Below are 13,627 nucleotides of genomic sequence, written 5' to 3'. Positions count from 1 at the left end.
CGTCAGCCTCCGACGATTCCCTGAACGACCCTCAGCAGGACGGGCGCGAGCACGGCCAGGCCGTAGCCGATCAGAGCGTTCTTTAACGCGCCCTTGGCCTTGTCGACCTGGACGGGGTCGCCGCCGGCGGTGGCCCAGTACACCCCGGCCAGGACCAGGAACAGGGTGGCGACGGCGGCCAGGATGCCCATCACCCAGGCCTGCAGGTTGGCGATGACGGTGGGCAGGTCGTTGACGGCCAGGATGACCGGCTCACCGGCGTCGCCGTAGCCAGCGGCGGGCACGGCCAGCATCCCGAGGGCAGCCGCGGCGGGCGCGGCGACCCGGGCGACGCGGCGAAGCGTGGACAGCGCGATGGTCAGAGCACGAGAACGTGCCCACGACGTGGGGAACATGGATCGCTGCACCTCCCGCACCGGCTCAGGGCCGGCGCGATCGTCGAAACGGCGGTCGGGGAGCCGCCGCCGGGCGCGGGAGACACATGCCGGACAGGGGAGCGCGGTGAACCTCGGGAGGAGCTCGTCCTCCCGTTCGGGTCAGCGGCGATCGATGAGGTGTCAGCGCATCAACGTGGCGCGGCACCCGAGGCACCCGGTCCCGTGTCAGCCCTGTGTCCCGGCCCGACGGCGGGCGAAACCAAACCTCCGCATGACGCCGTGGTGACGCCGGAGGAGTTCCGCACCCTCAAACCGGCGTTTGTGAGCCCCGGCGAACACCTGCCTGTCCCACAGCGCTCCGACACGACCTCACAAACCTCTAGCGACCCTGGCCGGCACGCCTTTCCGGACGAGCATGCCGCCGGTGACGGAACCGCCTGTCGGTGTCGGTGCCGGGACCGCACAGCAGCCTCCTCGACCTTCCTGGGCGGGGGTGTGAGAGTCCCGACAGCCCGGCTCCGCAGCGGGTTACGGCGGTTCGCCGCCGTACCCGGGGGTGGGAGCCGGTCGCCGATGCGGCACGGCAGGCTCGCCGCACACGGTCGCGGGCCCGACCAGATGGTCGGGCCCGCGTGGGGGCGCTCTACGGGGGATGGCACCTCAGGCGGCTGCCAGCGTCACCCGCGCCGCGGCCGGTCGCGGACCAGCACCGCGGGCGGCCCGAATGTGTTGTCGTCGCTCGGCCGCCGCGGCGAGGTCCTCCTGCACCCGCGATGAGAGCACCTCGGTAAGGAACCCGGCGGCGAGCGCTTCGGCGATGCGCACGTCGATGCGTTCGACGCGCCGCCGCAGCGTGTCGACCTCCACGCCGAGCCGGGCGGCGATGGGTTCGATGGCCCGCCGGCCCAGCCGCAGGTCGATGTAGGGCTGCTCATCGCACTCATCGACGATGCCCAACTCGACGGCGCGGCGTACGAGTAGGTCCGGATGCCCGTAGGGCCGCTTCGGAGTACGCGGGCCGGTGACGTGCTCGAGGTCGTCCACCGGCACGGCCTCGGCGCCAGCACGCTGCCGCAGTTCATGGCCGGCCCGCCACGCGGCCATGCACAACGCCGCGTACGGCGCCGGTCGGGCCAGGTCAACCCGGTCGCGCAGCGCGGTCAGGAAACCGGTGAGGATCTCGGCGTCCAGGTCGTGGGCGTCGCCGGCCCAGCCGGTATGCAGCCGGCCGGCGTAGCGGCGCAGTGCCGGCATCGCCAGGGCGACCGCGGCGATGACCCAGGCTGGCCCGTCGAGGCGGGCGCGGCGGATCAGCTCCCGCCACACCACGTCCCGAACCGTGTAGGCGCGGGGATGCTCCAGCAGCCACTGCCGCAACGCCGGCAGCGCGATGACACCGCCGGGCAGACCGGTGTCATCAGCGAGCTGCCCGACAAGCGAATCGAGGTCCAGGGACAACGGGTTGGGGTCGCAGGTCAGGTCGGCGAACGCGGTGTCCACGGCGTCCAGAGGCGAGTCGGGCCAGCCGGTGGCGGAGGAGGTCATGTCAGGAACTCCCATGTCAGAGACGAATGTCGGGGACGGGCCGAAGCCGCGCAGTCGGCACGCCGGACCGCCATTGCGCCACCCCGGCCTCACGGACCCCTGACAACGCAGGCTGGCCGACATGGACACCGGGTCGACGCCATCAGGTGCCTCTCGCGACACCACCGCTCACTGACGATCGACGTCGACGTGCACGTTCTGATACGCCACGCTGACCTGCGCGCTGACACGACCAGAGACGGACGGACACGCTCCGCGGCGGCGGCCGGGGGAGAGGAGGCGCCACCCGCGCCGCGGGTCCGACGATGCCTCCCAGCCCGTCTCACAGTGCCTGACAGCGAACAGTGACAGACCGCGATCGGCTGGACGCCCCGCCTGTCGGCGGCCACGGGGCGTGGGGTGCGCCGGCATGCCAGGCTGACAGCGTCCGTCCGCCGGGCCGTGACGGTCTGACGAGCCGCCGTCCGAATGACAGCTCCGGAGCCGGTACCCTCGGTGGCGCCGCTGCTGTCCGGCGAAGTCGGACAGCGGTCTGACAATGCCGGCCAGCGCCCCGTGTCATTGGCGTACGCCGCTGGTGTGGCCGAGGTGGCCGTGACACTGGGCGGCGGACAAAACTGGAACGATCGACGGCTCTGGCAGCCTCCCGATATTGATCCGACCCATGGAGTCGGCGCCCGCGTGAACATCCCGGAGCCCCAGGACAGCTAAGCGGACGGGAACCGGCTGTCAAAGATTCGTGAGATCACCGTGAGAGGGGCAGGTGTTCGCCACAGCTGACAAACACCGGTTTGAGGGTGTCAGCGCACCACGGCGCGGCGCGGAGCCGACACCACATGAGCGAGCACACGCCGCAGCACCACACCCCGCATCCCGATTCCACCGTCGACACCGGCCCTGACGCTGAGGTCGACCCGACACCGACCGACCTGGTTGCCGGCGATCCGCCGGTACCGCTCACCGTCTGGCGCACCGCCCGCACCCCGGGAGACGCCGGACGCAGCATCGGCACCCGACTGGCCGGCCGCCTCATCGCCGCCTACAGCCGCCCCGGCGAAGCGGTCGTCGACCTCACCACCGACCACGCCCTCACCCAGGCCTGCGCGGCCGGAGCGCGCCGTCACCACCCCGCGTGGTTCACCGACACGTCCAGCCTGATCATCGGCCCGGGCGCCGCGGCCCCGCCTGCCGGCGCCACCGTCGGTACGGAACCGGGGGAGGAGGACGACGTGCCCGAGATGGGCGCCTGGTTCGGTGACGATCTCACCGACCCGCAACTGCACCCACCGACCGACACGGCGGCCGTCCCGCCACCCGACAACTCCCTGCAGCAGGCGACCAGTCTCGTGGTCGCCTGCTGGCCCCTGCACGAGCACGCCGCCGCCAACCGGGTCCGGCTGGCGTGGCTGCTGACCGCCTGCGCCGCGCTGCTGCAACCGGGCGGCTGCCTGATCCTCCTCGTCACCGTCCCGGCCGGCACCACCGCCAGCCCGGAAGACTTCTCCGGCGTGGTCCAGGCCGCCGCCGGCGTCGGACTGGGCTACCTGCAGCACCTCGTCGCCGTCACCGCCGACACCGACGGCGACGCCTTCGTCTACCACGTCACCGACGAGGAACTGCTCACCCTCACCACCACCGACCAGCGGTGGCAGATGGCGCACCTGCGAGTCCACGCGGACCTGATGGTCTTCAGCCAGGCCCAGAGCCGCGCCCCGCGTCGACGGGGCGGGCGCGAGGGCGGTGGTCGCCGTGGCTAAGCACCGCGCAGAAGCCGTCGGCGACCCCGACGAGCAGAGCACACCGACTGCCTCCTTCACCATCGACCCGATCGGAGGTCATCAGGCTGCTGCCGGCCCGGAGGGCCTGTCGGTGTGGGCGACCGCTCAGGCCACCGGCCCGGTCCAGCGCCGAGGCCGGTACGTCCGCGAGTCCGTGCAACACCCGGCACGGATGCTCCCCGCGATCGCCGCGCACGCCGTCACCGCCTACACCCAGCCGGGGGACCTGGTGCTCGACCCGATGTGCGGGATCGGCACCACCCTGGTCGAGGCGATCCACGCCGGCCGCGACGCGATCGGCGTGGAGTACGAGTCCCGCTGGTCCGACATCGCCGACGCCAACATCAAACACGCCCACACTCAGGGCGCGACCGGACGGGCCGGCGTCATCCGCGGCGACGCCACCAGCATCCTCTCGCTCGTACCCGGGGCCCTGACCGGGCAGGTCGCCCTCGTGGTGACCTCGCCGCCGTATGGGCCGACCGTGCACGGCCTGGTGCGGCCCGGCGCCGACGGCGTGGCGAAGTTCGACAACGCCTACAACGACGGCACGGACCGCGGGAACCTCGCCTACCGCGACCTCACCGGACTCGCCGACGGGTTCGCGCAGATCCTCGCCGGCTGCCACACCCTCCTACGCCCCGGTGGGGTCGTCGTCGTGACCGCTCGACCGTGGCGCAAGCACGGCGCACTGGTTGACCTTCCGTCGGCCGTCATCGGCGCCGGCATCCGGGCGGGCCTCACCCCCGTCGACCGATGCGTGGCGCTGCTCGCCGCCGTCCGCGACGGCGGGCTCGTCGCCCGGCCGTCGTTCTTTCAACTCCAGGCCGTCCGTAAGGCCCGGGCCGCCGGCACCCCCATGCACCTGATCGCGCACGAGGACGTTCTCGTGTTCATCAAGAGCCAGAGTTCCGGAAGTTCCCGCGAACCCAAGTGTTCTCACGGGGAACCCAAGGCGCGGTAGCGGGCTGCCTCATTCCCGTGCTGCCGCCCCGTGCGGCGCTGGGCGGGTCGGTCCGCCGCCCGTGGTAGAGACGTCACGGTGGGTGGGCTGACTCGGTTCCGTGCTGTCGCCCTGAGGGCTGACGAGGTCTTGTCATGTCGTCCGCCGCCGTGTCGACCTGCCGGCGTGACGTGGTTGAAGCTTGGTCCCTATCCCCCGATTGAGGCACGTTCGCCGGGTTTAGCCGCGGCGCCGCGGTCCCCACCAGGGCAGGATCGGAGGAAGATCACGCAGCGGGTTCTTGGGAGGCTTGGGCATCGGCGATTCGTCATCGTCGCCGTCCCACCGTCGACCGTACTGATCGGGCAGGTTCCCCCAGCCCCAGTACGGCGTCGGCTCCGTCGGGACGAAGCCGAGCTGTTCCAGCGGATCGATCCGCTGTTCATCGACCGTGCACAGGTGCGTCCAGTCGTCACCCATGTCGAAGACGTAAGCGAGCTGTTCACCTGGGGTGAGCCGGCTCAGCTTGGTCTTGTCGCTGTCGACAGCACCGTCCGTGGCCTCTTGCCAAACCTGGAACGAGCAGACCGGTGTCTCGTCGGCAAGGGTGAACAGGCGCAGGTGTGCCAGATCCCATCGGCCGAAAGCGTCATCGATCGCCGCGCCGAACTGCTCAAACGTATGCGTCCGCGCCGCCGCGAAGATCCGCCCTGGGCGGGGCCAGAAGTCCTCGCCACGGCCGGACACTAACTCAACCCGGATCGACATCCACGTCCGCGCCACCGCGCCGCCTCCGTCACCAGCTGCGCAAAGAACGCTACCGGCAGCACCTCCCTCGGAGACCGCCGGGGCCAGAAGCCCAAGCTTGACATTGCAGTGACAAGACATTTCCAAGGCCGGCAGACGCGCCGCCATCAGCGGTGTCCATAGCAATCTGTGGACAAGCGCCACCCACGCTGTTCGCGATCTTCGACCGCCCCTCGTGTTCGTGGAAAACGTCGCCGCCTCCGCGCACGCGGACTCGACGTCGTTCACGCTGACCTGGCCACGCTCGGGTACGAAACGAGGCGGCTATGCCTGTGCATCCGACGCCCCGCACCGACCGGACCAGTTGATCCTGCTCGCCACCGGCGGCGGGGAGCAGCTACTCGCGCTGCCCACCCGCTGCGCCCGCGAAGGTAAAGAATCCGAGCACCACCACGGCTGCTCGACATCACCGAACCCCCACTGCACCCGCCACCTCCCACCAACCCGACTCCCCAGCGACAGCAGAACCAACGGCCACCGAGTCGGCCCCGACCTCCGCCCCACCCTTTCCCAGGTCCTGCTGCCTACACCCCACGCCTCCTGATGCCAGAGGCACCGGCCACCACCGCACCGGCAGATCTGACCTGCGCACCACCGTCGCTCACCCCACCACCACGCTCGGCGCACCCCGCACCCACCCAACCCGGACAAGGCGGCCAACCCGTCCTCGCCACACCGTTCGTGGCATGGCTCATGGGACTGCCCAACCACTGGGTCGCCCACCCCCGGCACTCGCCCTACCTCGCACCGTCGCGCTACGGGTTCTCAGCAACGTTGTCGTCCCCGCCCAAGCAGCCGCCGCCCTCCGCCCTCCTGCTGTGCCGTCACCACTGACCACCCGCGGGCTCTTCGCGGGCCGACCAGACATCCGCCCGCGAAGAGCCCGCCCCACCCGCGCCTGCGAGGAGCTCACCGTGCGCGACAACCCGCCCCGCCCCCGACGACGCCCACCGCCGCCACCCACACCCGCCCGCGCGACGGGACACCACGACGAGCAGGAACCGCGCCTCTACACACCAGCCGAAGCCGCAGCGCTGCTGCGCATCCCGGAATCCTGGCTACGCCGCCGCGCCGGGCGCCGCCAGATCCCCTGCACCTTCCTCGGCAAACACCTGCGCTTCTCCGCCGCCGACCTCGCCGCCCTCATCGCCACCTCCGCAGAACCGGCCACCGGCCGCCGCACCCACCGACGCCGCCACCCGCCAGCACCGACTTGACCCAACCCGCGAAGTCACGCGTCCATCACCGACGCACGCACCCGCACCGAATGGAGTAACCCATGGCCTGGGTGGAACAACGCGGCACGAAGTTCCGCGTCCGCCTCCGCATGACCGACGGCACCGTCACCACCGACTCCACCCATGACCGGCGCGCCGACGCCGTCATCCGAGCCAAAGAAATCGACGTCGAAGTCGCCCGCGACACCTTCATCGACCCCCGCGGCGGACGGATCCCCCTCGCCGAATGGGTGCCCATCTGGGAATCTACCCACCAGGCATCCCCCGCGACCTGGGCCGCCTACCGAAGCCACCTACGACTGCACATCCTGCCCACCCTCGGCCCCCTGCCCCTGGCCGACATCCGCCGCCAACACATCAAGACCCTCGCCGTCGCCCTCGGCAAAAACCTCGCACCCCGATCCGTCGCCGACGTGATCATGGTCCTGTCCATGGTCCTACAAGAAGCCGTAGAAGACCGCCGGATCCCCTTCAACCCCTGCCGAGGAATCCGCATCCCCAAAGGCATCCGCGCCGAACGACCCCACGCCACCGCCGAACAAGTCGCCGCCATCGTCGCCCGCCAAACCCGAGCATCCGACGGCCTCATGATCCTCACCGCCGCCTACACCGGCATGCGCTGGGGCGAACTCGCCGGCCTGCACCGAGACAACCTCGACCTCACCCTCGGCAGCATCTACGTCCACCCCGACACCGGCGCCCTACACGAAGTCGAAGGCAAGCTGTACCTCGGCCCACCCAAGACCAACGACTCCGTCCGCCACATCCGCCTACCCCGCTTCCTCACCAACCTCCTCGCCACCCACCTCGCCGAACACCCCCACCACACCGTCTTCCCCGGCGCCCGCGGCTACCACCAACGCCGCTCCAACTTCAACCGCCGCGCGTGGACCCCCGCCCTCACCGGCGGCCCCCAGCGAGACATCCCGCCGATTCTTCCCGGGATGCACTTTCACGACCTGCGCCACACCCACAAGACCTGGCTGATCGAAGACGGCATCCCCGAGATCGCCCAGGCCCGACGGCTCGGCCACCGCCTCGCCGGCGTCAGAGGCATCTACAGCCACGTCACCGAACCCATGATCACCAACCTTGTTGATGCGCTGCAGCGACGCTGGGAGACAACCCATCCCGACCGCCCCAACAGCACGCTGCGGCATCTGCGACCCGTCGCTTGATCAGGCTGCTGGGGTGTTTCCGGCCTGACCTGCCGGGCGTTGTGCCTGGTGAGGAGGGTGCCGTGATGACCACGACACTGAACGACCAGACCGGACGCAGGAAGCGGCCCGAGCCGTCGGCGGAGGCGAAGGCCGCCACCGATCTGGTCCGGGCAGCCAAGGAACAAGGGCTGTCCCTGACCGGTCCGGACGGGCTGCTGAAGCAGCTGACCAAGACGGTCCTGGAGACCGCGCTGAACGAGGAGATGACCGAGCACCTCGGCTACGAAAAGCACGACCAACGACGTCGAGCTGAGAGCGCGACGTGACTGAGAGGGCGCAGCGAGCCGATTGGCTCGCGGCGCTCTCGTTGCCTGGCCGAGGAGGCGGCCACTACCGGCCCGTTGTGGTGCTGCTTGGTCGATGGCGGACCTGGGCTCGGCATGGCCTGAGACCTCAGCGACGACGACCTGGCCGCCGATGGTGGCGTCCTGGGGCATCCGGTGACGTAGGTCCACGCCCACCTATCAAGCCGACGTCGCTCCGTGGCGCAGCTTGCACGTTCGAGCCGAGTCCGCCAGCGATTAAGCCCAGGGCGTGAAGGTTCCGCGGTGCAGGACACGGCACGGCCGCGTGGTCAGGACCAGGGTTCTTCGCCTAGCAGGTCACGGCACGCTGCCTTCAGCTTCTGTTGAGCTTCGGTGACCCGGGCCTCGGCCTGCGTCATGTCCGCTTTGCCCTTGCTGCCCACGTCCAGGTCGCCGGCCTCCTGCACGGCCAGCACCAACTCCTTGCCGGCAGCGCTTATCGCGGGGTCTGTCGAGCGAGCAGCCCGGGTCGCGACACTGCCATTCAGGATCCAGCCGTGGTCATTCTCCTTCAACCGTTGCGCCAGCAAGATGCAGCCGCTGCGGCTGTACTGGTCAGGGCTGGGACGGCTTGCCTCCGGCTTGTCGTCGCTACAGGCGGAGAGAAAGAGGACGGCACCTAGCAGGCCCGCGGCGAGGAGTCGCTTCACCGGCGGAGCTTATCCCAGTGATCATGAGCCAGTGCTACGCGATGGATAGGCCAGCCTCATGGCCGCTCGCCCAGAGCCTCGCCGGACGAACTTGCATCGACGTGCAGCTCTAGATCCGCCATGGTGGAGTTGGTAGGGATTCCGGCAGTTGAGACCCGAATCTCACCAGCAGCCATCTGACCAGGGTCTCCTGCGCGCTGACCACTTCGGAAATACCGGAGAGGCTACCGTCCGCTGCTGGCAGCGGGTCTCGTCGACAGTCGGGCTCGCTGCCTGAGAGGTTCACGTTGTCATTGCATGGGTGGCCGTTCCGGAGCGGTACACGCTGCAGTCCCAGGCTGCGAATCGCATTCCGCCGGCTTCCCGGGTGCTTCAGTCGGTCGCCATGCCGAAATTTGGGTGCGCCTTGCGCAGGCGAAGGCTGGTGCCGTCGGAGGCGAGTTTCGCGGCGGCGAGGGTGGCCCATCCACTGGTGCTGGCGAACACCACACCAGCGAGGAGTACGGCGAAGCTGAGTATGACGACGACTGCGGTCAGGCTGCTCGACGGTGGCATGGCCGCGGAGAAGCCGATGACGGCGATGACACCCAGCAGGGCCACACCGATTCCGCCGAGCAGCCGTCGCAGGCGCTGGCGTGCGCAGGCCCGGCAGAAAGGCCAGTTCGGCACGGTGACGCGCTTCTGCACGATCGTGGCGACGATCGCGAAGGGCAGCACGCCGAGCAGGATGAGCAGGAACGACCAGGTAGGTGGGGTAGAGCGGAACAGCACGGGCTTTCGTCGGCTGGCGGGGGCGGCGTGTCTGACGCAGACGGGCGGCACACCGCCGGGTTGGCCGAGAGCGGCGACGGGAATGGTCGTCGGCAAGGCGGGGCTCCTGGGGAGCGGTCGGCGGGGCTATCGGCGGACAGTATGCACGACCTGCTAAGAGGTCGGTATTCGCTGGTGGACCGACGCTGCGGGCTACTCACGGTAGGTGAGATGGCTGCCGGTCCCGAAGCTTGTTGCCCGATTCGTCCTCACAACTTGTGAGGGATCTTTACATCTGTTGATCCGGGTCTCTACAGTTCGGCGACTTCATCACGTGATCAACGGGGGACCTGTGGTGACTGCTGCCCGACGTCGTGTCGGTTCGTTCTCGGCTGCTCGTCGACCGCGTCGGCGGTTGGCTTCGCTGCTGTCGATGGCGCTGGTGGCCGGCGTCGTGGTGGTGCCTTCTGCCGCCGCGTCGGCGGCCACGTCGAAGCCGAAGGCGCCGTTGACGGCCCGGGACGCGGGGGCGGCGTCGCGGCTGGCGGAGGAGACCGGTCAGCGGGTGGAGGTCGCCGCGGGGCGTTCGGAGTTGACGCAGGTTTTCGCGTTGCCGGATGGCGGTTTCCAGCAGGAGTCGGCGGTGGTGCCGCAGCGTGCGCGTCGCGCGGACGGGTCGTGGGCGCCCGTGGATCTGTCCCTGGCGCGGAGTGGTGACGGGTTGTGGCGGCCGGCGGTGTCGGTGGCGGACGTTCGCTTCTCGGCTGGTGGTAGCGGTCCGATGGTGACGTTGGTGCGTCGGGGCAAGAGTTTCAGCCTGTCGTGGCAGGGCGGCGCGTTGCCGTCCCCGACGATCGTCGGGGACTCGGCGACGTATCCGGGTGTGCTGCCGGATGTGGACCTGGTGGTGCGGGCCACGTGGACGGGTTTCTCGCATGTGCTGGTGGTGAAGAGCCCGCAGGCTGCGGCGAATCCGGCGCTGCGGCAGCTGCGCTTCGACGTCGGCGGTGACGCGCGGGCGGTGCGGGTCGGTGACGGGGAGCTGCGGGCGGTCGCCGGTGGTGAGGTGTTGGCGGAGTCGGCGGCGGCGACGATGTGGGACTCGACGCCCAGTTCCGCGCCGCGTCCGCAGACCGCTGGTCGCGCTGCCGTGGCAGCGGCGGAAGCGGGGCAGGAGGAGGAGTCGTCGCCGGTCGGTCCGGGGGACGCGGCGGTGACCGCGCCGGTGCGTACGGAGGTGACCAGCGGCGGTGATGTGGTGTTGCATCCAGATGAGGCGCTGCTGACCGGCCCAGGGGCGGTGTTTCCGGTGTTCATCGACCCGCCGTGGTCGACGGGTAAGAGCCGGTGGGCGTACGCGACGAACAACAACTCCACGAACTCTGATGTGAGCGTCGCCCGGGTCGGGAAGAACCCGGACACAGGGGTGCTGTACCGGTCGTTCTTCGACTTCCCGCTGCCTGGGGTGGCGAAGAAGTTCGTCAAGAAGGCGTACGTGCAGGCGACGGTCGACCACACCTGGTCGTGTGATGACACGATCAACTACCTGTGGCACGCGGGCCCGATCTCGTCCACGCCCCGCACGAAGTGGTCACCGACGATGAAGACGCCGGTGGAGAACGCCTACTCGCACGCTAACGAGGCCGGCGGCTGCAGCAGCATCCAGCCGGACATGACGGTGAACTTCGAGAGCACGGCGATTACGAACCTGATCCAGGACCACGCCGATCACTCCGCGCCCTACATCACGATGGCCCTGTGCGCGTGCGCGGCGGGTGGCAGCGGTGAGTCGACGCAGGAGCGGTGGAAGAAGTACCTGCCGAACTCGGTGAAGCTGATCGTGGACTACAGCTCCTACCCGGGGCAGCCGTACGGGCTGCAGACCACGGGGGCGGCTTGCACGTCGGGGGTGCGGTCGGTGATCGGCACGTTGACGCCCACGTTGTCGGCGGTGTTCCCGGACGCGGACGGTACGCAGGCGTTGACCACGAAGTGGGAGTGGTTGGAGATCCCGGCGTCGGGGACCTACAACGACAGCACCCCGCGCAAGCCCGCCCCGGCGGGGGCGTCGGTGCCGGCCGGTGGCCGGTCGACGACGGCGGCGTTGTCGGGGCTGGTCAACGGCAAGTCGTACGCGTTCCGGGCGATGGCCACCGACCCGGCCCCGTACAACCTGCCCAGCGTGTGGTCGGCGTGGTGCGAGTTCACCACCGACGTGAGTTACCCCGATGTGACCGCGACGGTGACCACGGTGCCGGCCGGGCCGGGGGAGAAGGGCGTGTTCACGCTGTCGTCGAACACGTCGACGGTGGTGAAGTTCCGCTACGGCTGGAGCTTCCCTCCCACGACGGAAATCACCGCGACGGGCGCCGGCGTCCGCACGGCGTCGGTGACCCTGACGGCACCGAAGTACGGCGAGAACATCCTGTACGTCTCGGCGATCAACTCGGCGCAGACGGAGGGGCAGGGGTCGGTGGCGTTCATCGTGGACCGGCCGGCGCCGCCGACGAACTGGTGGAAACTCGAACCGCGTCCAGGTGTCACCCAGACCCAGGCGCTGACCGACGAGCGGGCAGAAGCGACGATCACCACCCCGCTGGCCCCGACCGGGGTGACCTGGTCACCGAACCTGCGGATGCCGGGCGCGTCGAGCCCGGCCTTCAACGGATCGTCCTCGGCGTTGAATCACCACCAGTCGGTGGTGAACACGACGGAGTCGTTCAGTGTGGCCGCGTGGGTGCGTCTGTCGGCGCTGCCGGCCAGCGAGGACAACGTCGCGGTCAGCCAGGACGGCACGAGCGCCGCCGGGTTCCAGCTCGGTGTCCGGATGGCGGGGTCGCCGTTGACGCCGCGGTGGGCGTTCGTCATGAAGGACACCCCGGATCAGGCCAGCACCACCCGCTCCGCAGCTGCGGTCGCTGCGCTGACGTCGGCGGATGTGGGGAAGTGGACGCATCTCGCGGGGGTGTTCGACCGGCCGTCGGGCAAGATGCTGCTCTACGTCAACGGCACCCTGGTCGGTGACGCCGACCGGGCTGCCGCGCCGTGGGCGGCGACCGGGGTCTTCTCGATCGGCCGTGGTTTCAACGCTGCACCGGCGAAGTGGTTCACCGGTTCGATCGCCGACGTGCAGGTCTACGACCGGGTGCTCGTGGCGCAGGACTTCACCGGCAGCACCGCCACCGATGCCTACCCGTTCAACGAGCCCGGCATGGTCAGCGCCCCGCTGACCTCCGCCTGGAACTTCAGGGACGCCTACCCCTGCTACGAGGTCAGCTCCGACCCATCGTCACCGGCCTGCCAGGTCAACGAGGTAGGTAACCTCAGCCGACGCCTCGCCCTCACGGAGGGCAGCTGGGTCGGCTACGGCCAGCGCAACAAGGCACTCCTGCTGGATGGCACACACTTCGTCGAGGACCCGGGCGACCCGCACTACAACCAGGTGACCCAGGAGTACGGACACGCCCAGGACAACCTCGGCGACGAGGCCACCCCGAACTGGAGTGACGGGGCGGTAGTGCGCACCGACGCGTCGTTCACCGTCTCGGCATGGGCGCGGGTGGAGGCGGCGACCGGCCGGCAGACGATCCTGTCGCAGGACCACAGCTCCGGCTACAGCGGTTTCGACCTGCAGTTCCGTGACACCTCCGGCGGGCAGTGGGCCTTCACCGTCCGCGCCGGCGCGACCAACACCACCGCGATCACCACCGCCGCGACCGCCGCAGTCGATCCGATGGAATGGCACCAGCTGACCGGGGTGCTGGACGCCGAGCGCCGGCAGATCCGCCTCTATGTCGACGGGGAGCTAAAGGCCACTACGGCGATGGTCTCGGCGTGGCAGCGGTGGAACGCCACCGGCCCGTTCGTGGTCGGGCGTTCCGACCAGCCCATCGGGTTCACCGACTGGCTTACCGGCGGTGTCGACGACGTGGTCGCCTACCAGGGCGCGTTCACCGACGGCGGCGTGCGCGACCTCTACAACACGCAGGTCAACCAGACGGGCGAGGAGTGACC

General features: G+C 69.7%; 10 protein-coding genes and 1 pseudogene. 6 read left to right on the top strand and 5 right to left on the bottom strand.

All coding sequences use genetic code 11. The annotated features are described in order from the left end of the window. Positions 1-2: 2 nt before the first annotated feature. Together CLT75_RS12790 and CLT75_RS12780 are read right to left on the bottom strand one after the other, a co-directional pair. Positions 3-395 carry a pilin gene (locus CLT75_RS12790; protein ID WP_135240976.1) on the bottom strand — a complete coding sequence of 131 codons (393 nt, stop codon included), beginning with the start codon at positions 393-395 and terminating at the stop codon, positions 3-5. Positions 396-1,037: 642 nt separating this feature from the next. Further along, entirely contained in the window at positions 1,038-1,922 is an 885-nt protein-coding gene (locus tag CLT75_RS12780) for a hypothetical protein (RefSeq protein ID WP_135240975.1), read from the bottom strand. 836 nt (positions 1,923-2,758) lie between these two features. Here CLT75_RS12780 and CLT75_RS12775 point away from each other — a divergent pair. Next, positions 2,759-3,679, top strand: a complete 921-nt coding sequence (locus CLT75_RS12775; RefSeq protein WP_135240974.1) for a hypothetical protein — start codon at positions 2,759-2,761, stop codon at positions 3,677-3,679. Next, a complete protein-coding gene (locus CLT75_RS12770; RefSeq protein WP_135240973.1) occupies positions 3,663-4,664 on the top strand; it encodes a DNA methyltransferase in 1,002 nt (333 codons plus the stop codon). The genes CLT75_RS12775 and CLT75_RS12770 overlap by 17 nt, the downstream gene beginning before the upstream one ends. Positions 4,665-4,883: 219 nt before the next feature. Here CLT75_RS12770 and CLT75_RS12765 read toward each other — a convergent pair whose 3' ends face one another. Continuing rightward, on the bottom strand, positions 4,884-5,558 hold the full coding sequence (locus CLT75_RS12765) for an IS1096 element passenger TnpR family protein (RefSeq protein WP_486485158.1): 675 nt from the start codon (positions 5,556-5,558) through the stop codon (positions 4,884-4,886). A gap of 806 nt (positions 5,559-6,364) precedes the next feature. Here CLT75_RS12765 and CLT75_RS12755 point away from each other — a divergent pair. From CLT75_RS12755 to CLT75_RS12745, 3 genes and pseudogenes are all read left to right on the top strand, one after another. Next, complete coding sequence (locus CLT75_RS12755; protein ID WP_135240972.1) at positions 6,365-6,667, top strand: helix-turn-helix domain-containing protein; 303 nt, start codon at positions 6,365-6,367, stop codon at positions 6,665-6,667. Positions 6,668-6,729: 62 nt separating this feature from the next. Beyond that, positions 6,730-7,866 carry a site-specific integrase gene (locus CLT75_RS12750; RefSeq protein WP_135240971.1) on the top strand — a complete coding sequence of 379 codons (1,137 nt, stop codon included), beginning with the start codon at positions 6,730-6,732 and terminating at the stop codon, positions 7,864-7,866. A gap of 65 nt (positions 7,867-7,931) precedes the next feature. Continuing rightward, positions 7,932-8,144, top strand: a pseudogene (locus CLT75_RS12745) (transposase); the annotation flags it as partial. A 338-nt stretch (positions 8,145-8,482) separates the two neighbouring features. On the opposite strand, the gene CLT75_RS12740 reads toward CLT75_RS12745, so the two are convergent. Both CLT75_RS12740 and CLT75_RS12735 read right to left on the bottom strand, forming a co-directional pair. Next, positions 8,483-8,863, bottom strand: a complete 381-nt coding sequence (locus CLT75_RS12740; RefSeq protein WP_091329304.1) for a hypothetical protein — start codon at positions 8,861-8,863, stop codon at positions 8,483-8,485. A 372-nt stretch (positions 8,864-9,235) separates the two neighbouring features. Continuing rightward, complete coding sequence (locus CLT75_RS12735) at positions 9,236-9,730, bottom strand: hypothetical protein (RefSeq protein WP_135240969.1); 495 nt, start codon at positions 9,728-9,730, stop codon at positions 9,236-9,238. A 109-nt stretch (positions 9,731-9,839) separates the two neighbouring features. On the opposite strand from CLT75_RS12735, the gene CLT75_RS12730 reads away from it, so the two are divergent. Continuing rightward, complete coding sequence (locus CLT75_RS12730; protein WP_135240968.1) at positions 9,840-13,625, top strand: LamG domain-containing protein; 3,786 nt, start codon at positions 9,840-9,842, stop codon at positions 13,623-13,625. Positions 13,626-13,627 lie beyond the last annotated feature (2 nt).

The sequence above is a fragment of the Micromonospora sp. CNZ285 genome (assembly GCF_004637285.1).
The sequence above is the reverse complement of the archived record's forward strand: the minus strand, read 5'-3'. Positions and strand labels throughout refer to the sequence as shown.